Source organism: Chitinibacter bivalviorum (assembly GCF_013403565.1).
Lineage (GTDB): Bacteria > Pseudomonadota > Gammaproteobacteria > Burkholderiales > Chitinibacteraceae > Chitinibacter > Chitinibacter bivalviorum.
Map to the genome: position 1 here is coordinate 2,016,286 of NZ_CP058627.1, position 22,326 is coordinate 2,038,611.

Here is a 22,326-nt window from a genome sequence, read left to right on the forward strand (position 1 = left end):
ATAATTCACAGGCAATGTTCCCAATTTGTGTTGATACGGAGTGCGCTATTCGATCTGGGGCTTGAATTCCCGTGTAGCGAAAACCGCGGCGAGGAGGGAGACGAACGGCTTTATCGTTTGGCTCACGACGAAGCAAGGGCAGCGCGGAGCGCTTTTCGCCCGGGGCGCCTTCTCTTGCCTACTTCTCTTGGCGAAGCAAGAGAAGTAGGTCCCCGTCGCGGATTGCGACTGTAAAACAGAGTGCCGAAGGCACTTAAACCATCATCAACACGTATTGAGAACATGCCCAATTCACATCGATCATCAACTGGCTGCTTAGATTATTGCCGGTCGATTTCGACCGCAGCATTATCCAGCGCTGCACCTAGCTGGACAATCCATTCTTCCGCGGCAGACTCGTTTTCATTGTGATACAGCCAACGATAAGCCAGCTGACCCGCCTCATCAAACATCGCCGGTGCGAGCCGTACTGCATCGGCCAGATAATCTAAGCCGCGCCGATTGCCTTCATCCAGCAAAATGCGGCCATACAAAAACATCGGCTTAGGGTATTTTTCCCCAGACCTTTGCAGCAGATGTTCCAGTACTTCTTTCGCCGCTGCTGCGGATTCATAATCGTGCAGTAAAACCGCGTATTCCTGCGCCTCACCGACGGCTAAAGAGCCCAGCGCTTGCTGGCCAAATTGCGCTATTTTTTCCAAAGCTCGGCTGCGCTGGCGATAGTATTGCTGCCATTCTTTTTGCTCTTTTTGCCACCACTGTTCATCCATTTTCTTACTCAAGACCGCTGCCTGCGAGCCGAGAAAATAGTCGGCGGCGCTTTGCTTGATCTGCGCAGGCAGTTCACAACGTTCACCTGCGGCCAGTACACGGTCGCGCAAACAAGGATGGGTATCTAGCAAGTCCGAATTTTGTGCCCATGCAGAGCGCAAACGTGGCAAGGTTGACCATTCGTCTCGCGCCGCTTTGATGGCCATGGGCATCGCGGTATAGGGCATAAATGCGGGTTTTTCGCGGGTTTTGGCTTGCGAATATAATTTGGGCCAGAAGTCTTCGCGCAACCAACGGGCGAGCAAATCACCGCGAATCAAGCTATGGCTATTATGCAAGCTACCGGCCAAACGCGTGGCAACCGCATCAGCCTGATATTCCTCTTCGCGGGAGAGCACAAAGGTATAGGCGTTGAAATAATAGGCAAATTGCGCCAGCAAATGCGCAAAAAGCCGATTAATGGTGTCGTCTTCACGGTTGGCTTCTGTGTGCTCATGCAAGGCACCAAAAGTGCGACGCTGACGATAAATCCAAGCCCCCAACTTGCCGTGACTACCCGCAATATGGCCATATTCATGCGCCAAAGTCGCGTACATTTCTTTCGGTGCCATACCTATTAAATAGGGTAAACCGAGCATTAAATAATTGCGATGACCGAAAAACAGCCCCGCTTTAGCTCGCTGATAAATCGCAGCATTAAAGTCATCGGTAATTAATACATGATCGATCGCGGGGCCTTTGAGCTGGCGGCGCAGCTGACTGAGTACGTGAAATAATTTCGGCGCGTCTTTGGCATGAATTTCAATGCCTTCGGGCTTAGGTAGCCGCGTCAGGAACATTTTAATCACAATCCATTGCACCGGAATAATGCTGGCCGCCATCCCCAGCAAGGCCAGGAGCAGCATCACAGAATGGCGTTGCTGCCAGGTAGAAAACGCCCAGAAAAGTAACAAGCCCAGCAAAATCAGCGATGCAAATAACAGCAAATAGGCCGCAGCGCTGATAAGAATGACTTTAGCGCGAAACAAAATCGGCCGTCGCTCGGCTTGAGCCTGCAAGCCCAGCAGCAAATGCTCGTAAGCCGGATCATCCATATTGCACCACATAATTATCGTGTTTTAATGACTAAAACTGTAACTTAATTAATTATGATTGAAGAGCAATAAAAGATGACATCCGCAAATATGCAACACGAAGCAGAGCGATGTATACCCTAGCAGATCAACAAACAATTTAGATCAAGGCCAATACCCCTGCACCGTATCTAAGACTTTCTCCAATCAGATAAGCGCGTCGTTGCATCGAATTTGATCAGCACTCTTACTTTCCCCGCCACCATCAACGGTTCGATTTATTCAAGAGCCGTTCCGCGAAATAATCTTTGCATTAATTTTGGTGATTATTGCAATTGAGTAGCTGTTCCTTAGAAATGACCAAGTGTTGAAACTGAGCATCAGCACTTCTTTTGCCGTTTAGAAATTGGCAGCTATTGCGCTGCGCTTGGGAGATAAACTGCTGATAATCTGCTTGTCGTAATCGAACTCCGATACACGTTGAAAGTAGCACTGGTTCACAAGCAAATGAATAAGCATCATAAAAACTCCGCTCACTCACCGACTCATAAATGCGATTAGCCGCATCATGCGCGACAATAAACTGCATCAGAAATACGAATATGTAAGCCGCAGTGATGAATGCGGCAAAAAACAACTGACCACAATAAAACATGACCAGCAACAAAATCGGCACACTTAAACGTAGCATCACACCGAGAAATACATCGGGAGTCACAATAAAAAACATTCCCGAAACGAAGTAAAGGGCTGTAATGCAGGCTACAACAACACCCGAAATCCAGAGTGCTTTTTTCAAATTGGGTAGAAAGGTTGTCAATCTTGCTAGCTTTTCCATTGCACTAAGTCCAATCCCCTAGCCGAGTTTTTGCTTGCTCAGGGTCTATTGGCCTTCCTTTACCGGAGCCCATCCGCTGTGCTTTGTAAATTCCGCTATGGCCTGAGCAGAGGTGTGCCATCGTGCAGGCCAATAGCGCAAAAGGCGCTATCGGTGCGCCGAACAGCTCAATCGCCATCAAGGTGCAAGCCAGCGGAGTATTGGTTGCACCAGCAAATACCGCGACAAATCCCAGCCCGGCAAGTAGCGGAAACGGCATATCCAAGATGGGCGCTAACGCATTACCCAGCGTTGCTCCGATAAAAAACAGTGGCGTCACTTCGCCGCCCTTAAAACCCGCGCCCAAGGAAAACACCGTAAAGACGAGTTTTAATGGCGCATCAGCCCAGCTCAGCGGTTGTTGAAATGCCTCGACGATGACAGGGATACCGAGACCGATATACCGCTCGGCACTAAACACCATCACCACCAGCGCCAAGATACTCCCACCGAGTACTGGCCGCAGTGGCGCATACTGAATGCGTTTGAACTGCTTACCCAGCCAATGCGTGCTGTCGGCAAATAATTTACCCGCGCCACCAAAGATGGCACCAGCGATCAGTACCATCAAACCCAGCCACAGACTAAATTCGGGCACAGCACCAATGCTGTAATGCGTATGGTGGACTCCCAAGAATCCGCCCAGCACGCTGACGGTAAAATCAGCAACAAACGCCGCGATCAAACACGGCAGCAGCGCGTTATTGCGCATCATGCCCAGCGCCAGCACTTCTACGCCAAACACCGCCCCCGCCAGCGGCGTGCCAAACACACCAGCAAAACCTGCGCTTATCCCCGCCATCAGCAAGACGCGCCGATCGCTTTGATTGCGCTTTGTGATCAGCGTGAGTTGATCGGCCAGTGCGCCGCCCATCTGCACTGCCGTCCCCTCGCGTCCGACCGAAGCGCCAAACAGATGCGACGCAAGCGTGCCAAACAGCACCAGCGGTGCCATGCGCAGCGGAATGACCGCTTTGGGATTGTGTATCTCATCAATTAATAAATTATTTCCCGCTTCGACGTCCTTGCCAAAGCGTAAATACAGCCAGCCCACGACAAAACCCGCGATCGGCAAACCCCAGATGAGCTGTGGATGCGCCACGCGCGTCTCAGTCACCCATTGCAGCGCCGCCAAAAAAATCGCCGCAGCCCCGCCGCCCAACACGCCCACCACCGAGGCCAGCGGCAACCACAGCAATAAATCTTTCGCCACTTGGCGGTAGTAATCGGTCGAGGTGGACATAGGTATCCGAAGGAAATTTGAAGAGGCATTTTAGCACTGGCTTTCAATTCGCTTTTGGAGTTCCAAATATTGCGAAACGGCAGCCACGTGAATGGCAACGCAATCGATATGATTTATTGCTTAATCGACTCAATCAAAACCATTTCTTCCTCGCTAAATCCAGCCTCAATGCGTGCCAGATGATTGAGCGTACCGCGAAACACGGGTGCATCGTAATCGCGCAGCAAGGCCACAAAAGTAGGGATGGCCTCGAGCCCACGTTGATCACAGCACCAGTGATACCAGCGATTGCCGATGCGCACGTGGCCAATTTCGTCGCGCAGGATGATGTCGAGAATTTCCACCGCGCGCGCGTCTTTGACTGCGGCGAGCTTTTCCTGAATCGGCGGTACGGCATCGAGCCCGCGCGCTTCCAGAATGCGCGGCACCAAGGCCATGCGCGCCATCACATCAGCATCGGTGCGCACGGCCATTTCCCACAGGCTGTTGTGCGCGGGAAAATCGCCATAGTCAAAACCCAGTGTATTGAGATGTTCGCGCAGCAAATTAAAGTGATAAGCCTCCTCGCGAGCCACCTGCAACCAGTCGGCGTAGTAGGCCAGCGGCATGTCGCGAAAACGGTAAATGGCATCCAGCGCCAGATTGATGGCGTTAAATTCAATATGTGCAAAGGCGTGAAGCAATGCGGCGCGATTTTCGGCCACGCCCAGATTGCGGCGACGTGGCAATTGCGTCGGCGGAATTAATTCGGGTTTGGCAGGGCGGCCGGGTGACTCAACCACGACGATGGGCGAAACCGTTTGCGCAGCAAGCTCGGGCAAGGTGGCGGGGATTTGAATGTCGGCCAGCAAGGCGATTTTTTGTTCAATATCGTTCGCCATCAGGGCGGCAAAGGCGGCTGCAAACACGATGCTCTTCCGTAATAATCAAGAGCCGAAGTATTCACCCCTCACCAGTAACTGGCAAGGGTATGGCGGCGAATAAGGATACGATTAGATGGCTTCAAAGCCTTTGCTCCACACCCAGTTGGTATGCAGCATAGGAAGTTGAATATTAATTATCCTTAACCTAGCCTTCAGCGCCCGCATAACTCGCCCTAGCCATAATGGCCTCACCGTAAAGATTCAGCACAAGTTGGATCTCGGATCTCACCTCTTGGAGTTATGTCATGAAAGCAATGAAACACATCGTATTGGCTGCAGCTTTGACTGTATTTGGCGCTTCTGCTTTTGCGTCACAATCTGTATCTCCAGCTAAAGGCGTTCACCACGCTCACCACACCGCTAAAAAAACAGTGAAAAAAGCGCCTGAAGCACAAAAAGCTCAAGCTAAGAAAGCGTCTCACGCGTCTAAAGCTTCTGCGGCTCAAAAAGCACAAGCTAAAAAAGCATCTCACGCTTCTAAAGCTTCTGCCGCTCAAAAAGCACAAGCTAAAAAAGCATCTCACGCTTCTAAAGCTTCTGCTGCTCAAAAAGCGCAAGCTAAAAAAGCATCTCACGCTTCTAAAGCTTCTGCTGCTCAAAAAGCGCAAGCTAAAAAAGCGTCTCACGCTTCTAAAGCTTCTGCTGCTCAGAAAGCTCAAGCTAAAAAAGCGTCTCACGCTTCTAAAGCTTCTGCTGCTCAGAAAGCTCAAGCTAAAAAAGCATCTCACGCTTCTAAAGCTTCTGCTGCTCAGAAAGCTCAAGCTAAAAAAGCATCTCACGCTTCTAAAGCTTCTGCTGCTCAAAAAGCGCAAGCTAAAAAAGCATCTGCGGCCTCTAAAGCTGCTGCTAAGTAATTGTTTCACTGGATGTAAAGCGTCAACAACCTCCATTCGCCTTGCTGTCCCTACAGCAAGGCTTTTTTTTCTCCAAATGGAAGTCACTTATGCTACTTAGCTCTAGCTTGTTATTTGCGTTACTGACCGTCACAACGCCCCCCGTTGAACGGACACAGTTACGTCAATCAGAGCATATGTACTGGCGCTCGATTAATGCCCACCAATTTGATTTGTGGTTGGGAAAAGAAGAAGTATGGCGTTTAAGTACCAGCGCAAGCTGCCCAGCCTTGCCCGCTGAAGGTAAATTGAATCTGCTGACTGATCATGGGCGATTCAAAACTCAGCAGCGTATTTTTCCTGCGCAGCCAGATCCTTGTCATTTGTTAAGCATTACCCCATTACCCAGCAATGCCGACCATACACTGCCAGGCAATCAGATTATTCCGATTGAAGTGCATGGCGTAAAAGGTAACAATAAGCCCTAACTCTTCTTGGACAGCTTACGATGCGGATTTTATTGGTTGAAGATCAACTGCAACAGGCTCAATACACGCAAAAAGCATTGCAAGAAGGCGGCCATACGGTCGATCACGCAGCAGAAGGCCGCACAGGCCTATTTATGGCGACAACCGAAAACTACGATGCGATCGTGCTCGATCGGATGCTTCCCCTGGTCGATGGCCTAACGATTTTGCGCACGCTGCGCGCCTCGGACAACAAAACCCCTATTTTATTGTTATCTGCACTGGGCGAGCCCGACGATCGTGTCGAGGGCTTACGAGCCGGCGCAGATGATTACCTCAGTAAACCTTTTCATAGCGCCGAATTATTAGCGCGCATCGAAGTCATTACCCGCCGCTCACAAATGGCTAGCACGACCGACACATCCAAGTTACAGCTTGCCGATTTGGAACTCGACCGCCTCGCTCGCACAGTGCGTCGCGCGGGGAAGCTGATTGATTTGCAGCCGCGCGAATATCAATTACTTGAGTTTTTGTTGCGTCATGCCGGACAAGTGGTAACCCGCACGATGTTGCTCGAAGGGGTATGGAATTATCACTTCGACCCCAATACCAATGTCATCGATGTGCACATGAGCAAACTGCGCGCGAAAATCGATGGCGACCAGCCCCGTCCACTTTTGCATACCGTCCGCGGCGCAGGCTATCGCATGGGCGAGAAGTGATGACCCGTTCGTGGCACACGATGGTGCGCAGCCCATTTACTCGCTGGGCCATCATCATGCCGCTGCTGATGTGCATCGTCGTCACCATTTTCGGGGTCTTGGCCTTTAGGGAAACCCAGCGCGCGCTAATCAATGAGTTTCAAACCGCCCTACGCGAAGAAGTTTTAAATCTCGAGCTCTTGTACCGAGAAGAAGGATTTACAGCACTCAAAAAATCAATCGATCGCCGCGCCCATCAGGATGAAACGCAGCGTGTGTATTTGCTCACCAACGCCAGAGGCGAATACATTGCTGGCAATTTAAAAATCTGGCCTCGCAACGTACCCATCCGCGATGATGCGGAAGCCACATTTATCGACCCCACGACCGGCGAGAAAGTCGCCGCCGAGGTCATCTTGCTGTATGGCGACAATCAACTTCTGGTTGGTCGCCGTGCGATTCATGAGCAAGTTGCCCGCCACCTGATTCAAAATTACCTCTGGCTGTGCGCCCTGATGCTGTTTAGCGCCACCGCCGCCGGGCTGTTATTCTCACGCGCCATTCAAAAACGCCTCGCTGCGATTCACCACACCGCCAATACGATCCGACTGGGTCATCAGCAATCGCGAATTGCACTGGCGGGCAGTAACGATGAAATTGATGGCGTCATTGTCGAGCTCAATGCCCTGCTCGATCAGCAAGAAAAACTCCTGACCTATGCGCGCCAAAGCTCATCGGCGATCGCGCATGATTTGCGCCAACCCTTATCGCTCTTGCGCGGCAAGCTGCTTGAAATAGGTACTGAACCACAGCAGGATGTGCTGGTTAAACAAGAAGCCCTAGCGCAACTCGATCAAATTTTAGCCATGTTTTCCGCGATATTGCGCTTAGGTCGCTTGGAGTCAGGCGCGCAGGCCTTGCAGCTCGAAACGATCGATTTGAAAGTGCTGGCCGAAGATGTCGTTGAGCTTTACCAACCACTGATCGAGGACGCAGGCCATACCCTCACCTTATCGGGTGAGCACTGCATCATCGCCATTGATCGAGAGCTGATTTTTGCTGCGCTGTGCAATCTGATTGAAAACGCCAATCGCTATGGCCAAAGTCAGATTGATGTGTTGATTAGCCCCCAAGCAATCACGGTGCGCGATTATGGGCAGGGTGTGGCGCAAAGCGATCTTGACCGTTTAAGCGAGCCGTTTTTCAAAGCCGAATCCAGCCGCAATAGCGCAGGCCACGGCCTAGGATTGGCGCTCGTCAAAGCCATCGCCGAGCTACATGGCGGACATCTGATCTTACGCAATGCAGAGCCAGGCTTTATGGCTACCCTGCAACTAGCCAGTTAAACCTATCGCAGCCACTCCGTTTGCCGCCCTTATGTTGCGACGCACAAAATAAAGGTTTAGGATGGAATAATTACCGCAGTGCAACATTACATTGCGGCGCCTGCATCTGGCTGCGTATCATCTCAGTGACTTAGTAATGCGTTATCTTTTCTGCCCTTTCACTTGTTTGGCGCAGGCCACTCTGAATCGGCATCATGATTATTCATATCGATTGTAGAGGCAAAAAATGACTCAACCCCTCGCTGGTAAATTTGCACTCATCGTTGGCATGGCCAATGCCAATTCCATCGCCTACGGCGTCGCCAAAGCCTTAAAGGCGCAAGGCGTGCATTTGGCCATTACTTATCAAACCGATCGAACCAAAGATTTTATTGCGCCGCTCATTGAAGAGCTCGAACCCGCTATTTTGCTCAAATGTAATGTGCAGGAAGACGGTGATTTAGAGTCGGTGTTTGAGCAAATCCAGAAAACCTGGGGCCGGCTCGATATTGGCGTGCACTCCATTGCGTTTGCGCTCAAAGACGATCTGCACGGCCGCGTGGTTGATAGCTCGGCAGAAGGTTTTGCACTGGCGATGGATGTATCGTGCCACTCGTTTATCCGCATGGCCAAATTGGCCGAGCCACTGATGACTCAGGGCGGCACCTTGCTGACCATGAGTTATTTGGGCGCGGAAAAAGTCGTGCAAAACTATGGCGTCATGGGGCCAGTAAAAGCCGCGCTCGAATGCAGCGTGCGCTATTTGGCCAATGAGTTGGGCAGCAAAAAAATTCGCGTCCATGCCGTATCGCCGGGCCCGATTATGACGCGCGCCGCCAGCGGTATTCCCGAATTTAACGCCCTGCTTTCGCAAGCGTCGCAACACGCCCCGATGCGTGAATTAGTCGATATCGACGACGTTGGCGCCGCCGCCGCATTCCTGTGCTCGGAAGGCGCAAAACGGCTGACGGGCTCAACGTTTTACATTGATGGCGGCATGAATATTATTGCTTAACTCGCAGTGCCGATTGACTCCTGCTGCAGCGATTTTATTCGCTGCGGTGCCTGTATTTGAATACGTGCATTAAGGAAAAATCATGAGCGCAGAAAACCTACTCTTTGCCGATCTCAAAATCGGCCAGCACTATCACCGCCAGCATCTCGTTCGCCGCAGCGACATCGATATGCTAGGTATGATGGCAGGAAAGTTTGAAATAGACGGTTTGGTGAAGGTACCCGCCACGGGTATATTCTTGTTTCTCACTGCCACGGCCATTAATTCCTTCCCGGGCCCCGGCTCACTGATCCAAGAACATCAATTGCAATCGCAAGGCTGGGTTGAACAAGACGATATCCTGTCGCTCACCCTGACCGTAAGCAGTAAAGATGAAGCGCGTAACCTCGTGGTACTAGAGGCCAACTGCGAAAATCAACACGGCATTCAACTCTGTACGGGCCCCATTTACGTGATCGCGCCGACGACGAGCCAAAAAAGCGAATACGCTGAAGCGCCGCAATTTACGCTGCGCGCACATCACGTTTTTGCGCATTTGCGTGAGAAAACCGATCAACTCGCCCCCGTTCCCACCGCCGTAGTTCACCCCTGCGATCGCGACTCCTTGCTTGGTGCAATGCAAGCTGCACAAGAAAATTTAATCATTCCGATTCTGGTTGGCCCCGAGGCGAAAATTCGCGCCGTAGCTCAAGCCGAAGGCATCTCGCTCACAGGCGTACGCATTGTCGGCGCTGAGCATAGCCACGCCTCGGCGCACAAAGCGGTCGAATTATGTCGCCTTGGCGAAGCGCAAGCGCTGATGAAAGGCAGTTTGCACACCGATGAGATGATGTCTGAAGTGATGTGCTCGGCCACCGGTTTACGTACCGCACGCCGGATTAGCCATGTCTTTGTGATGGACGTGCCCGCTTATGAGCGTGCCTTACTCGTCACCGATGCGGCGATCAATATCGCACCCAATCTGACCGATAAAGTCGATATCACACAAAACGCGATTGATCTGGCGCACATTCTGGGAATTGAGTGCCCCAAAGTGGCGCTGCTCTCAGCCGTCGAAACGGTGACCGATAAAATGCCGTCAACCATGGATGCAGCGCTGCTGTGCAAAATGGCCGATCGCGGGCAAATTCATGGTGCCATTCTCGATGGACCACTGGCCTTTGATAACGCCATCTCGATGGCCGCGGCCAAAACCAAAAAGATCAACTCCCCTGTCGCCGGGCAAGCCGATATTCTGGTGGTGCCTGATATTGAAGCGGGCAATATGTTGGCCAAGCAGATGAGTTATTTTGCCGCGGCTGATTCTGCCGGGATTGTCCTTGGCGCACGTGTGCCGATTGTGCTGACCAGCCGGGCCGATGATGTCAAAACCCGCCTCGCCTCAGCCGCTGTCATGGTATTAGTCGCCCATGCAATGAAATAAAAATTGCAAAGTGATAGTGCCGTTCACTTGGCTTAAGTGCACGGCACTAGGGTAATAATCGTACTTTTCTTCGCTTCACCACTGCGCAAGCACGGCCCAACTGACCGCAAAACAATCGGCCATTATTTCCCATTCATGGGTTGAGCTCGGACGAGTTAAGCCGATTGCACAGGGCGTTTGGGCACCCAAACCAAGGCATCGCCCGACAATACCATGACATCACGCACCCAACATTCTGTAATCAATTTGGCTCTTTGTTTTTCGGGATAAATCTCCGCCACGCGCGCTCTGGCGCTAACCGTTTCGCCAATGTGAACGGGATGAACAAAGCGGATATTTTGCGCCATATAAATACAACCTGGGCCAGGCAGGTGCATACCAATGACGGTGGATAAAAAACTCGCGGTCAGCATCCCGTGCACGATGCGCTCACCAAAGCGGGTTTGATGGGCAAACTCAGCATCAATGTGCATCGGGTTATTGTCGCCGGTGAGGCCGGCAAAAAGTACGACATCGGTTTCGGTTAAGGTTTTACGATATTCAGCAGTGAGATCAACAGCTAAATCTTCAAAGTAATACGGCATTTTTTCACTCCAATTGTGCAGCAAAATAAAGCAGCATACTGGCTACGATCAATCGAGCCGTCGAACCCTAGCTGCCCGTCCTTGGGCCAGTGAAACACGAATGGCCAACGCTTGATGATGTGCATAATGACGAGTTCACTGCGCGAGTAACTCGTTACATGGCATTGAAAAATCAAGCGTTTTTCCATCATACGCCATCAACAGCAAAATTAGTTGCACTGCAACATATTCCCATTTCAAAGCATGCAGATTTAATCGAATTGTCATTCTGTCCGCCCCCAGCAGGCACAAGGTCACAATCACTGCGTGCGACATTGCGCCGCCAGATGCTTTTGCCGCCAAGGGCTGAGCTTGGTAAAATCAATCTTCGCCTCAAGTCCAACGACCGCATTCAAGGAAAGCCAATGAGCCGCTTCTGGAGCCCTGTTGTACACACCCTCACTCCGTACACACCGGGTGAGCAGCCTAAGATCACCAATCTGATCAAACTGAACACCAACGAAAATCCATACGGCCCTTCGCCCAAAGCGATTGCGGCAATGCAGGCGGCGGTGAATGACCATCTGCGACTCTATCCAGACCCAAATGGCGACGTACTGAAAGACGCGATTGCGGCCTACCATCAGGCCGATGGCATTGCGCGCGCGAATGTTTTTGTCGGCAACAGCTCGGACGAAGTGCTGGCGCACACCTTTCAGGCGCTTCTGAAACACGATAAACCGCTGCTGTTTCCTGATATTAGCTACAGCTTTTATCCAGTGTATTGCGGCCTGTATGGCATTGAATATCGCCCCGTTCCGCTCAATGAAGCTTTTGAAATCGACACTGCCGATTACAGCGATGGTGGCGCGATTATTTTCCCCAATCCCAATGCACCGACCGGCATTTTATTGCCGCTGGCGACGATTGAAGCGTTGCTGCAAGCGCATCCCGATCAGATCGTCGTGGTCGATGAAGCCTACGTTGATTTTGGCGGCAACAGCGCGATCAGCCTCGTCAATCGTTACGACAATTTGCTGGTCGTGCAAACCCTGTCGAAATCGCGCTCGCTCGCGGGCCTACGCGTTGGCTTTGCCGTTGGCCACCCTGATTTGATCGCTGGTTTGGAGCGAGTCAAAAACAGTTTTAATAGCTATCCGCTTGATCGCGTGGCGCTAGCTGGCGCGGTAGCCGCGTTTGAAGACGAGGGGTATTTCGAGCAAACCTGCGCAGCAATTAATGCCAGCCGCGATACCCTGACAACTCAACTCAGCGAATTGGGTTTTTCAGTGCTACCATCCAAGGCCAACTTCGTGTTTGCTCGTCATCCCCAGCGCGATGCCGCTGGGCTGGCGCAAGCATTGCGCGAACGCGCGATTCTGGTTCGCCACTTTAAACAAAACCGAATTGATCAATTCCTGCGGATTTCGATTGGTACGGATGCGGAGTGCGCGGCGCTGGTGAGCGCGCTCAGCGATATTCTGCAATAGAGGATGAAAATAAGGGGGTTGACCGCTAGCTCAGCGCCCTTATTTTGTTTGTTTTTCCATGGCCGATGCAACCGAATCCAGTGACTTTAGTATAAACCGACAAGGCACGATGATCTTGAATCGAGACACTTGGCCATCACGCAACAATGGCTTAAATGCCATTTGCGATACCGAATTCACACATGCTCTATCTAGGCGCGCGAAGCCAGATGTAATCGGGCGCGCCTCCAATACCAAACCATCGACTCCGACAAGCAGCTCAACCCTGACTAGCCCACTCTCGCCCAGATCACGGGATATTTTGGGATAAATAACAGGCTCTGGCGGCTTAATTACGACCACTTCATGAGCTTCAGGCTTGATGGTTTGAACCCATTCGCCTGCAAATGAAAACGTGAAGCTTACCAACAAACAGCCAGCTATTGCTGCTATTGCTAAGTATTGTTTTTGGACTAATTGCATTTAATCTGATCACTTCACCTTCAACGGCAGCCCCGCCACCATCAGCACGACTTCGTTCGCTTGCGCTGCGATGTACTGCATAAAGCTGCCATGCAGATCGACAAAATGGCGGCCCATTTGCGTTTCGGCGTGCAGACTCCAGCCGATTTCATTGCCCACCGCGATCACCGTTTGTGGCGTGAGCGAATCAAGTTGTTGCCAGCGTTCTTTTGCTTCTGCCAACGTCGCGTCTCTGTCGTAGCCGCAGTCGGTAAATAGATTGGTCAGCCACAGCGTAATGCAATCGAGCACGATCACCTCGCCGTCAAAACCATGCGCGGCCAGATCAACGTCGTGTTCGAGATTGACCCAGCGCGCGTCGCGCGATGACTTGTGGCGAGCAATGCGCTCGGCGAAATCATCGTCCCACACGCGCGAAGTCGCCAGATACGCGGGGCGATCAGACATAGCGAGCGCTCGCGCTTCGGCGTAGCGGCTTTTGCCTGATTTTTGCGCTCCCGTTACCACAATCAGCTGCATATACTCCCCTACCTATTTGCTTGTAGGCAATTTCAGACCGTGCTCTGCGTAATATACCCCTAGCAAGATCAAGCTGGCACCTGCAGCGCCAACCAGAGTAATCCGCTCTTTTAGGATGATCACCGCGGTCAACATCGTAATCATCGGGATAATGTAGATATAGTTACTGGCCTTCACCGCGCCGATGATCCCGACGGCTTTATTCCACGCCACATAGCACAGCGCCGAGGCGACAATGCCAAGAAAAGCCATATTCACGCCCTGAATCGGATTGAGCCACAAGGCTAAATCCATGCGGTAATCCATCACGATGGCGGCAGGAATCAGCGTCAGAATGCCGTAGAAAAACACTTGGCGGGTTAAAAATAGATAACCGTAGCGTTGCCCTGCCCGCTTGAGCATCAAAGAATACACGGCCCAGGCCGCCCCGGCCGACAGCGCCAGAATATCGCCCAACGGATTGAGTTTCAGAATAATGCTGCCGTTAAACATCACCAGCGCGACGCCCGCCAGCGCGACCAGCGAGCCTATGATCAGCCGCGCACTGAGCTTTTCATCGTGCGTCGTAAAATGGGCAAAAAATGCCGTCAGCAGCGGCGCAGACGACACCAACAGCCCAACACTGGATGCCTGCGTGTATTGCAGCGCGATGTTTTCAGTCAGGAAATACAGCGTAACGCCAAACAGCCCTAAGCCAAAGAAATACAGCTCTTCGCGCCACTGAGGTCGCTTGAGTACCGGGTGAATCGCCAGCAACAGCACATAGGCGAGCACAAAACGATCGAGCGCAATTTCAACTGGGCTGCGCCATTGCAATAAGATTTTGGTGGATACAAAAGTCACGCCCCAAACCAGGACGCAAAAGAGGACCAGTAAATGGCCTTTGAGTTTGGAATTCATTGGATTCACAGCAGCAAAAAGCGAGCGTCAAGCATACTGCAGTTCACGCCTTTTGCCGCCCTGCGTTTTCCCTAATTAAGCGCCTTGATCACAGGTTTCATCGTCATCACATTCGGCCAAATAATAGGCCAGTGTGTCTTGCAGACGAGAAAACTCCAGTGGTTTGGCCAAAAAGCCATCCATCCCGGCTTCAAGGCATTGCTGCTCACTGCTTTCAAAAGCATTGGCGGTAAGCGCAATAATGGGCAGATTTTCAAATTGTTGTTGTGCGCGCAAGATGCGCGTGGCTTCGATGCCGTCCATTTCCGGCATTTGCCAATCCATCAGGATCAAATCAAATTGCCCAGTTTGCGTCAGCTCTACGGCCTCTTTGCCGCTATGCGCAATCGTGACCGAACAGCCCAGTTTGCGCAAAAAGGCGCTGACAACGCGCTGATTCATCGGATTATCTTCCGCCACCAGCACATGCCCTTGGTAACGCAAATTGGCAGGACGAGCCGGCGCAGGTGTAGGCTGAATTTCAAATAATTTTTTCAAATCGCGTATGAGGCCGATTTCGGATAAGGCCGGTTTGGCAACATAGCATTTGCTGGCGGAAGCTGCATGGCCACTGGGCGCTTGCCAACCGAGTACCAACATCGGGCAAGCACGTGAAAGCCGCGTAGGCAGACGTAAATCTTCATCCACAATAATCAGATCGGCTTCATCCAGACTGGCATTATTCAGATCTAGCCACACCACCCCCGAGGCCGATAAGGTGCGCTTTGCCCAAGGCGCAGTCCAATCACTCAACCCCAGCCAAGCGACTTTTTTGCCGTTGAGCGCCGCCAGCGTCGGCAACACGCGCGGACGGATCGTGTCGTCTTTGCCGATAGGCAAGCGCACAATAAACGTCGAGCCTTGGCCTAAATCCGAATCAACCCGAATCTCGCCGTGCATTAATTCGAGCATCAATTTACAAATGGCCAGCCCTAGCCCCGTGCCACCATAGCGACGGGTCGAGCTTGAATCCGCTTGATAGAAACGCTGAAATAGCATTTCCTGTTGCGCTTTCCCAATGCCGATGCCGGTATCGCGAATTCGGAACTCGATCATTGCGCCCTGAATATTGGCGCTGATATAGACACCGCCACGCTCGGTGAACTTCAGTGCATTCGAGATTAAATTAACCAGTACCTGCTTTAAGCGCAAACCATCGCCGTAATAGCGCACAGGAAAGATCGGCGCAATATCAAGGACCAACTCCAAACGGCGCTCGACCGCACGTGAGGCCAGCATACTGCACGAGTCTTCGAGTACTTCTTGCAGATTGAAAAAATCAGCATCAAGCTCGAATTTCCCAGCTTCAATTTTCGAGTAATCGAGTAAATCATTGACCAGCAGCACCAGCGAATCGCCCGACTTGCGAATATTGCCAACGTATTCACTTTGCTCTTTATCGAGGTTGGTATCGGCTAATAGCTGAGCAAAGCCCAACACACCATTAAGTGGCGTGCGAATTTCATGGCTGATGGTGGCTAGAAAATCTGATTTGGCAGTGCTGGCGGCTTCTGCTTCGTCTTTCGCATGCGCCAAAGCGGCAGTTTGCTGCGAAAGCCGAGCATTGAGTAAATGCATTTCCTGCGCGACCATTTTGGCGCGGATCAATTGCGACACAATCGCCGCAAATAGCTTCATCACTTCGCGCTGATACGGCATTAAAGTGCGGCGATGCAAGAAATTATCAGCCGCCATCCAACCCAAATGGATACCATCAGCATAGAGGCCAACGAGAGAATTCCAGCCCCGCCCGACCACGACCTTATTGTAATAAATGGGCGCGTCTTCTTTAACAATCACTTCGCCCGGCTTTTCAGCTGCCGCCTGGAAAATCTGGTGCTGCGGGGTTGGACAGCTATACCAATGTTCATCGGTTAAATTGCCGTCGTTGTCGGTGCCATAAGTACCGAGCATCAGATTTTTTTCTAGGTCGACGGTAAATAAACCCAAACGATCGATGCCAAGATCGGTGATGGCCGCGCGAACCGTTTCACGCTGCAAAGTATCTAAGTCGGGGGTTTGCGTTAAACGCAGCGTGACCTCATGCAGTTTTTGCAATAACTCGCGGTATTCTTCAGCGCGCTGTAGGCTACTTTGCAGGCGGCGCGTCATTTCATCGCGCTCAACCGCGGTGCCCGTTAATAAGGCTTCGATCCGATCGGCCAGCATGCCCGACAAAGCTTCGCATTCAACGCGAAATGAGGCAGTTTCTAGATAGGATTTGAGGCGCAGAACGTCAGAAAGCTCAACATACAGTAGCGCGCGCAATTTGCCATGAAATTCCAGCGGTAAAATCCAGCGTACTAGTTCTGGCACATCGTCGCCTTCGACTTCCCAAATATCCTGCACCTGGAAATCAACTGGGCGCACCGATAAAGCAGGCTCACGCAATTGCCACAATAGCTCTTCGACGGCCATGCCAAAAAAAGCATTCGGGTCTTGCGGCTCGGAAAAACACAGCGCACGCAAACCAATGACAGATTGAGCGTGCACCAGCAGGGTTTGTTCTTCGGAAGGTAAAATCAGGAAGACACGCTTGGCGTCAAACGAAGTGCGCACGGCATCGACCAGCTGCTCGGCAAATACATCCCAAGTTTGGGCATCGAGCAATGCAGTTAAATTCAGTACCGATTCGAGCTTCATTTTAATACGACCTAATTTCAAAGTATGACCAACCACTAGCGCGGCAAGGCAGAACAAGCTCAGTTATAATTGAGCCCTATTTGCCAATAAATCGACTCAAGATGAACAACCCTACAGCCAAGATTGAATCTCTCAGCCATGAAGGTCATGGCATTGCGCACACCGAAGACGGTAAAACTATTTTTATCGATGGGGCGTTGCCATTTGAGACGGTGAGCTACAGTAGCTTTCGCAAAAAGCCTACCTTTGAGAACGCGCAAGCAATCAGTATACATAATGACAGCTTTATGCGGGTAAAACCAAAATGTCCGCATTATGGCGTCTGTGGTGGCTGTTCATTACAACATATGGAGTTCGGTGCGCAAGTTGCCGCTAAGCAACGCGTACTCGAAGATAATCTGCAACGCATCGGTCATGTGACACCGCAAGCAATTTTGCCTGCGATTTATGGCCCAGCGTGGGGATACCGTCATCGTGGCCGATTATCGGTCAAAAACGTTGTGAAGAAAGGCACAGTGTTGGTTGGTTTCCACGAAAAACGCAGTAGTTTTGTCGCCGACATGAGTGAATGTCATGTGCTGGTGCCGCATGTTTCAGCGCAATTGCCTGCGCTGCGCGAATTGGTAAAAGGCTTGTCGATTTTCGATCGGATGCCACAAATCGAGCTGGCGGTCGGAGCCAATATCACGGTATTGGTTTTCCGCAATATGGAAGCGATCAACGACGCCGATTTTGAGCTATTCAAAGCGTATGCCGATGAGTGGAAAGTACAAATCTGGTTGCAACCGAAAGGCCCGGATACCGCCTACCCGCTTTATCCACTCGATGCACCGGCGCTGACTTACACGATGCCCGAATTCAATATCGAAATGCCGTTTAAGCCGACTGAATTTACACAGGTCAATCACGGCATTAACCGCGTGATGGTCGAGCGGGCGGTCAAAATGCTTGATCCGCAGCCAGGTGAAAAAATCGCCGATATGTTCTGTGGTTTGGGTAATTTCACGCTGCCGATCGCGCGCAGTGGTGCGACAGTCTTGGGCATGGAAGGCAGCCAGCAGTTGGTAGAGCGCGCCTTCCAAAGCGCCAAACACAATGGTCTTGATCATCTCACCGACTTCACAGTCGCCAACCTGTTTGATATGAACGAAGAATGGCTGGAGAAACTTGGTTATTTCGACAAAATGCTGATCGATCCGCCACGCGATGGCGCGATGTCTTTATGTCAGGCGATTTCGCCAGAAAAAGGGCCAAAACGGATTGTGTACGTGTCCTGTAGCCCATCAACCTTGGCGCGCGATGCTGATATTCTGGTCAATGAGAAGGGGTATACGCTCAAAACCGCCGGGATTATTAATATGTTCCCACATACTGCCCATGTGGAAAGCATTGCGTGGTTTGAAAAAGAATAAGCATCCTAAGTCAACCCAACAGCCTGCTGATACGGGCTGTTTTGCATTTGCAGCAAATAATAAAAGCGGCCTAGTGGCCGCTTTTATTATTTGAGATTAAATATTACTTACCAATGCCCACCCAAGTGCTGCATCACCAAGCTCGAGCCTGCCACCATGATCCACACGATCAAACCTAAGGCCACTGGCCGCCATCCGGTGTGTTTCATTTTGCCCAGATCTGTCGAAAGGCCAATTGCAGTCAGTGCCGCTGTAATCATCACCGTAGACAGGCTATGCGCCGTACTGGTTAAGATTTCAGGCAAATAGCCATTGAACAAGGAAGCAGCCACAAACCAGACGATAAACCAAGGCACGGCATGGCGAATACTGGCGCGTTGCACTTGCCCATCTTGAGTCGCTGCATTGCGCTTCATAAACACAAAACTCAGAATCAGCGTCACGGGGATAATTAGCATGGCACGGCTTAGCTTAACGATTGTGGCGTGATCGCCAGCTTCTTTACTCCATGAATAGGCTGCAGCAACAACCGATGAGGTGTCGTTAATCGCAGTCCCTGCCCACAGGCCAAACCCCGTATCCGACATGCCTAGCCATTGCCCCAATGGGGGAAACAGCAGCACGGCAACAATATTAAAGAGGAAAATGGTCGAGAGCGAAAAAGCCGTTTCATGATCATCGGGCTTAATCACGGGCGTCATCGCGGCAATCGCCGAGCCACCACAGATCGCGGTCCCGCCGCCAATCAAGACACAAAGTTTGGTCGGAATCTTGAGCAATTTACCAAAGGCAAAGGCGCTGACAAAGGCAATCGATAAGGTCACCAAAGTGACTGAGAGTGACTTCAGCCCCGTATCGAGCACCGCACTAATCGGCAAGGCCAAGCCCAAACCCACAATCGACCATTGCAACAATTGCTTGCCGGCAAACTGCACGCCGGGCAGTTGGCGCTCTGACACTGAAAAGCGGCTACGGATCAGCAAGCCCAGCAAAATGCCGGCGACGGCGCCGCCCATCAAGGGCAATTGATCGCCAATAAATTGAGCTACAGCGGTAATACCGCCCACCAAGATCAGACCGGGGATTAGCCTGTTAAGAGAGGAGGAGTTCATATTGTTTATCCGCGTAACTATTTCGATGGGCCTAGTTTATGGCTGGCACATTCATCTTGAATAACGGATAATTCCGCTAAAGCCATCGGAAAAACCGATTAGGAAGCGCCATGCTCAAAATGACACTGCGTGAATTGGAAGTCTTTTGCGCCATCAATCGTACGGGCGGTGTCACCGCCGCAGCCCAGTTGCTCGGGCTATCGCAATCAGCAGCCAGCGGGGCACTGGCCGAGCTAGAGCGCCGTTTGGGTGTGACGCTGTTTGATCGTATTGGGCGGCGCATTATGCTCAATGAACATGGGCGCTATTTATTGCCGCGCGCCGAGCAATTGCTCGAACAGGCTGTGGAACTCGAACACAATTACGCCGATGGCGCGCCCAGCCGCTTGCGCATTGCCGCCAGCCTGACCATTGGCAACTTTATCCTGCCCGGTTTACTTGGTGAGCTGATGCATACTCGGCCAGAAGATCGCTATGAAGTCGCGATTGGCAACTCACAATTGGTCATTGAGCAGCTACTTGATAGTCGTGCGGATATTGGCTTGATCGAAGCGCCACTAACCCATCATCAGCTGGTCAGCGAGCGCTGGCTGAGCGATGAAATGACGGTGTTTGCCCGCGCAGATCATCCCATGGTGACGCAACAGCCGACGCTGAACGAATTAGCCGCCGCGCCGTGGATTATGCGCGAGTCGGGTTCGGGCGTGCGGCAGATGTTGGAAGCGATGCTTTTGCCGCATTTGGGTGGGATGAATTTGCTGCTGGAGCTGGGCAGCGGCGAAGCCGTGCGCGAAGCAGTGCGACTTGGACTCGGTATCTCTTGTGGCTCAAAACGTGCCATTGCCCGCGAATTGCAGCGCGGTGAATTCGCGATGATTCCACTGCCCGAGATAGCCATGGATAGGCGGTTTTACATTGTTTGGCACGCAGAAAAACGCCTTACTGCTGGGGCGGAACGATTACGTGCAGCATGCCATAGTCGCATGAACGACGAAGTTGTTACCTGACATTGCCATTGAGGCCTGTTGTGGCGGCTAATTCGCTCACTGTGACAGGTATCACTTCTGCCTCATACACAAAATAGTTGCGTCTTTGTTGCTCAGCAATGCGCAGCCCACAATACCACGACATGTATATATCTAGAATCATTTTCAAATAAAGAATACAGTGGCATACCCCCACCACAACACGAATTCATTCCTAGCAATTATCGCGACGCTCTAGCCATACCATGCTGTGTTTAGACAAATCTCACGCCTGATTCGGCTATTCTCGCCCAGCCGCGTCCACCCTATACTCCATCATTCCAATTACATAAATCCGCCCCGAGAGGGCAAAGAGGAGTACATCGATGAACTACACCGCGCTGAGCGTAGCCGCCCTCGCCCTTGCCTTGCAGGCACAAGCTGGCGAAAAGCTGATTTCCTATCTACCGACCTGGAAAGAGGCCGCACTCGTTGCACAAGCGGGTAAGCAGCTTGGCAAGCTCGACTACGCCATTTTGTCGTTTATCGAAGTCAATCCAAACGGTGAAGCCGTATTATCCAGCGCCACCAAAGCCGGCGCTGAGCTTTGGAAACCCTACTTTGCCACTGCACGCCAAGCGAATCCGAACTTCAATTGCATGTGGGCGGTCGGAGGCTGGTCACTCTCGCGCAATATAGCTAAAACGGCACAAAGCGAGGCTGGCCGCAGCAAGTTGGCCAAATCAGCAGTTGGCATCATGCGCGATTTTGGCTGCACCGGTTTGGATCTGGATTGGGAGCATCCGGTAACGGGCGGCGACTTTGCTGCAGATGCGTCGGCAGCAGATTTTCAAAACTGGGTGAGCTTATTGCGCGAAATGCGCAAAGCGCTCGATGAAGCGGGTAAGGCCGATAAAAAAACCTATATGCTCACCGCCGCGATCCCTGCCAATAATGGCGGCTGGGTGATGCAAGGCTATGACTTGAAAAATGCCCTACCGCTGCTCAATTGGGTCAATTTAATGGCTTATGATCGTTCGGGCGGCTGGAGCAAATCGGCGACACTGCAAGCGAGCTTGCACAGCGTACCGAACGACCCTGATGGCGTGGTGCTATCGAGCAGCAAAGCGATTGATTACTTTATCGGCCTAGGTGCCAAACCAGCCCAATTGGTGCTGGGTGTACCGTTTTATGTCCGTGGCCTTGGCAATGTCGAAGCGGGCCCCAAAGGCGATGGTCTGGCGCAAAGCATGAATGGCCCAGGCATGAAAGACGAAGCCGAACCGGGCGTGGCCACCTGGGCAGAGTTCCAAGCCAAATACGCCAAAGCCGCCGGCTGGAAAGCGTATCGCAATCAGGAGTCTGGCAATACGCCCTATTTGTATAACGCCAGCAAGAAAGAATTAATTACCTTTGATGACCCCATTTCGCTCGCCGAAAAGGTCAAATACGTGAAAGAGAAAAAACTCGGCGGCGTGATGATCTGGGAAATCACCCAAGACGATGCCAACTTTACCTTGCTCAATAGCCTGAGCAAATCACTGAAAGCAAAATAGCGCAGCCCAGCGAC

The 22,326-nt window shown here is 51.7% G+C and carries 20 protein-coding genes; 10 read left to right on the top strand and 10 right to left on the bottom strand.

Translation table 11 applies throughout. The annotated features are described in order from the left end of the window. Positions 1-320: 320 nt before the first annotated feature. From HQ393_RS09515 to HQ393_RS09530, 4 genes are all read right to left on the bottom strand, one after another. Complete coding sequence (locus tag HQ393_RS09515) at positions 321-1,865, bottom strand: M48 family metallopeptidase (protein WP_179354981.1); 1,545 nt, start codon at positions 1,863-1,865, stop codon at positions 321-323. 292 nt (positions 1,866-2,157) lie between these two features. After that, entirely contained in the window at positions 2,158-2,682 is a 525-nt protein-coding gene (locus HQ393_RS09520) for a hypothetical protein (RefSeq protein ID WP_179354982.1), read from the bottom strand. A 4-nt stretch (positions 2,683-2,686) separates the two neighbouring features. Continuing rightward, the gene (locus tag HQ393_RS09525; RefSeq protein WP_179354983.1) at positions 2,687-3,964 is read right to left on the bottom strand and encodes a voltage-gated chloride channel family protein; all 1,278 of its coding nucleotides are present in this window, start codon (positions 3,962-3,964) and stop codon (positions 2,687-2,689) included. A gap of 113 nt (positions 3,965-4,077) precedes the next feature. Beyond that, positions 4,078-4,872 (bottom strand): ferritin-like domain-containing protein, encoded by a 795-nt coding sequence (locus tag HQ393_RS09530; RefSeq protein ID WP_246307871.1) that lies wholly within the window; start codon positions 4,870-4,872, stop codon positions 4,078-4,080. Positions 4,873-5,132: 260 nt separating this feature from the next. On the opposite strand from HQ393_RS09530, the gene HQ393_RS09535 reads away from it, so the two are divergent. From HQ393_RS09535 to HQ393_RS09560, 6 genes are all read left to right on the top strand, one after another. Continuing rightward, the gene (locus tag HQ393_RS09535) at positions 5,133-5,741 is read left to right on the top strand and encodes a hypothetical protein (RefSeq protein ID WP_179354984.1); all 609 of its coding nucleotides are present in this window, start codon (positions 5,133-5,135) and stop codon (positions 5,739-5,741) included. A gap of 89 nt (positions 5,742-5,830) precedes the next feature. Then, the gene (locus tag HQ393_RS09540) at positions 5,831-6,208 is read left to right on the top strand and encodes a hypothetical protein (RefSeq protein ID WP_179354985.1); all 378 of its coding nucleotides are present in this window, start codon (positions 5,831-5,833) and stop codon (positions 6,206-6,208) included. Between the two features lie 20 nt (positions 6,209-6,228). Further along, positions 6,229-6,909 carry a response regulator transcription factor gene (locus tag HQ393_RS09545; protein WP_179354986.1) on the top strand — a complete coding sequence of 227 codons (681 nt, stop codon included), beginning with the start codon at positions 6,229-6,231 and terminating at the stop codon, positions 6,907-6,909. Beyond that, a complete protein-coding gene (locus HQ393_RS09550; protein ID WP_179354987.1) occupies positions 6,909-8,234 on the top strand; it encodes a sensor histidine kinase in 1,326 nt (441 codons plus the stop codon). Before HQ393_RS09545 ends, HQ393_RS09550 begins: the two co-directional genes overlap by 1 nt. 226 nt (positions 8,235-8,460) lie before the next feature. Continuing rightward, positions 8,461-9,228 (top strand): enoyl-ACP reductase FabI, encoded by a 768-nt coding sequence (gene fabI, locus HQ393_RS09555; RefSeq protein ID WP_179354988.1) that lies wholly within the window; start codon positions 8,461-8,463, stop codon positions 9,226-9,228. An 82-nt stretch (positions 9,229-9,310) separates the two neighbouring features. After that, positions 9,311-10,651, top strand: a complete 1,341-nt coding sequence (locus HQ393_RS09560; protein WP_179354989.1) for a bifunctional enoyl-CoA hydratase/phosphate acetyltransferase — start codon at positions 9,311-9,313, stop codon at positions 10,649-10,651. A 155-nt stretch (positions 10,652-10,806) separates the two neighbouring features. Here HQ393_RS09560 and HQ393_RS09565 read toward each other — a convergent pair whose 3' ends face one another. Then, entirely contained in the window at positions 10,807-11,235 is a 429-nt protein-coding gene (locus HQ393_RS09565; protein WP_179354990.1) for a MaoC family dehydratase, read from the bottom strand. Positions 11,236-11,639: 404 nt separating this feature from the next. On the opposite strand from HQ393_RS09565, the gene hisC reads away from it, so the two are divergent. Then, positions 11,640-12,704, top strand: a complete 1,065-nt coding sequence (gene hisC / locus HQ393_RS09570) for a histidinol-phosphate transaminase (protein WP_179354991.1) — start codon at positions 11,640-11,642, stop codon at positions 12,702-12,704. Positions 12,705-12,743: 39 nt separating this feature from the next. Here hisC and HQ393_RS09575 read toward each other — a convergent pair whose 3' ends face one another. The 4 genes from HQ393_RS09575 to HQ393_RS09590 form a co-directional block, all read right to left on the bottom strand. Further along, a complete protein-coding gene (locus HQ393_RS09575) occupies positions 12,744-13,166 on the bottom strand; it encodes an energy transducer TonB (protein WP_179354992.1) in 423 nt (140 codons plus the stop codon). 9 nt (positions 13,167-13,175) lie between these two features. After that, positions 13,176-13,685 (bottom strand): bifunctional adenosylcobinamide kinase/adenosylcobinamide-phosphate guanylyltransferase, encoded by a 510-nt coding sequence (locus HQ393_RS09580; protein ID WP_179354993.1) that lies wholly within the window; start codon positions 13,683-13,685, stop codon positions 13,176-13,178. A 12-nt stretch (positions 13,686-13,697) separates the two neighbouring features. After that, positions 13,698-14,585 carry a DMT family transporter gene (locus HQ393_RS09585; RefSeq protein WP_179354994.1) on the bottom strand — a complete coding sequence of 296 codons (888 nt, stop codon included), beginning with the start codon at positions 14,583-14,585 and terminating at the stop codon, positions 13,698-13,700. A gap of 75 nt (positions 14,586-14,660) precedes the next feature. Further along, entirely contained in the window at positions 14,661-17,267 is a 2,607-nt protein-coding gene (locus HQ393_RS09590) for a hybrid sensor histidine kinase/response regulator (protein ID WP_179354995.1), read from the bottom strand. A gap of 101 nt (positions 17,268-17,368) precedes the next feature. Between HQ393_RS09590 and rlmD the strand changes: the two genes are divergently transcribed. Beyond that, positions 17,369-18,679 (top strand): 23S rRNA (uracil(1939)-C(5))-methyltransferase RlmD, encoded by a 1,311-nt coding sequence (gene rlmD, locus HQ393_RS09595; RefSeq protein ID WP_179354996.1) that lies wholly within the window; start codon positions 17,369-17,371, stop codon positions 18,677-18,679. A gap of 107 nt (positions 18,680-18,786) precedes the next feature. Here the strand turns inward: rlmD and HQ393_RS09600 are convergent, their stop codons facing one another. Next, complete coding sequence (locus HQ393_RS09600; RefSeq protein ID WP_179354997.1) at positions 18,787-19,791, bottom strand: YeiH family protein; 1,005 nt, start codon at positions 19,789-19,791, stop codon at positions 18,787-18,789. Between the two features lie 110 nt (positions 19,792-19,901). Between HQ393_RS09600 and HQ393_RS09605 the strand changes: the two genes are divergently transcribed. Continuing rightward, the gene (locus HQ393_RS09605) at positions 19,902-20,798 is read left to right on the top strand and encodes a LysR family transcriptional regulator (protein WP_179354998.1); all 897 of its coding nucleotides are present in this window, start codon (positions 19,902-19,904) and stop codon (positions 20,796-20,798) included. A gap of 344 nt (positions 20,799-21,142) precedes the next feature. Next, a complete protein-coding gene (locus HQ393_RS09610) occupies positions 21,143-22,312 on the top strand; it encodes a glycoside hydrolase family 18 protein (RefSeq protein ID WP_179354999.1) in 1,170 nt (389 codons plus the stop codon). The last annotated feature ends 14 nt before the right edge of the window (positions 22,313-22,326 follow it).

Bases quoted from the DNA above. Each gene is read 5' to 3' on its own strand.
- HQ393_RS09515 (WP_179354981.1), bottom strand. From the start codon at position 1,865: ATGGATGATCCGGCTTACGAGCATTTGCTGCTGGGCTTGCAGGCTCAA.
- HQ393_RS09520 (WP_179354982.1), bottom strand. From the start codon at position 2,682: ATGGAAAAGCTAGCAAGATTGACAACCTTTCTACCCAATTTGAAAAAA.
- HQ393_RS09525 (WP_179354983.1), bottom strand. From the start codon at position 3,964: ATGTCCACCTCGACCGATTACTACCGCCAAGTGGCGAAAGATTTATTG.
- HQ393_RS09535 (WP_179354984.1), top strand. From the start codon at position 5,133: ATGAAAGCAATGAAACACATCGTATTGGCTGCAGCTTTGACTGTATTT.
- HQ393_RS09540 (WP_179354985.1), top strand. From the start codon at position 5,831: ATGCTACTTAGCTCTAGCTTGTTATTTGCGTTACTGACCGTCACAACG.
- HQ393_RS09545 (WP_179354986.1), top strand. From the start codon at position 6,229: ATGCGGATTTTATTGGTTGAAGATCAACTGCAACAGGCTCAATACACG.
- HQ393_RS09550 (WP_179354987.1), top strand. From the start codon at position 6,909: ATGACCCGTTCGTGGCACACGATGGTGCGCAGCCCATTTACTCGCTGG.
- fabI (WP_179354988.1), top strand. From the start codon at position 8,461: ATGACTCAACCCCTCGCTGGTAAATTTGCACTCATCGTTGGCATGGCC.
- HQ393_RS09560 (WP_179354989.1), top strand. From the start codon at position 9,311: ATGAGCGCAGAAAACCTACTCTTTGCCGATCTCAAAATCGGCCAGCAC.
- HQ393_RS09565 (WP_179354990.1), bottom strand. From the start codon at position 11,235: ATGCCGTATTACTTTGAAGATTTAGCTGTTGATCTCACTGCTGAATAT.
- hisC (WP_179354991.1), top strand. From the start codon at position 11,640: ATGAGCCGCTTCTGGAGCCCTGTTGTACACACCCTCACTCCGTACACA.
- HQ393_RS09575 (WP_179354992.1), bottom strand. From the start codon at position 13,166: ATGCAATTAGTCCAAAAACAATACTTAGCAATAGCAGCAATAGCTGGC.
- HQ393_RS09580 (WP_179354993.1), bottom strand. From the start codon at position 13,685: ATGCAGCTGATTGTGGTAACGGGAGCGCAAAAATCAGGCAAAAGCCGC.
- HQ393_RS09585 (WP_179354994.1), bottom strand. From the start codon at position 14,585: ATGAATTCCAAACTCAAAGGCCATTTACTGGTCCTCTTTTGCGTCCTG.
- HQ393_RS09590 (WP_179354995.1), bottom strand. From the start codon at position 17,267: ATGAAGCTCGAATCGGTACTGAATTTAACTGCATTGCTCGATGCCCAA.
- rlmD (WP_179354996.1), top strand. From the start codon at position 17,369: ATGAACAACCCTACAGCCAAGATTGAATCTCTCAGCCATGAAGGTCAT.
- HQ393_RS09600 (WP_179354997.1), bottom strand. From the start codon at position 19,791: ATGAACTCCTCCTCTCTTAACAGGCTAATCCCCGGTCTGATCTTGGTG.
- HQ393_RS09605 (WP_179354998.1), top strand. From the start codon at position 19,902: ATGCTCAAAATGACACTGCGTGAATTGGAAGTCTTTTGCGCCATCAAT.
- HQ393_RS09610 (WP_179354999.1), top strand. From the start codon at position 21,143: ATGAACTACACCGCGCTGAGCGTAGCCGCCCTCGCCCTTGCCTTGCAG.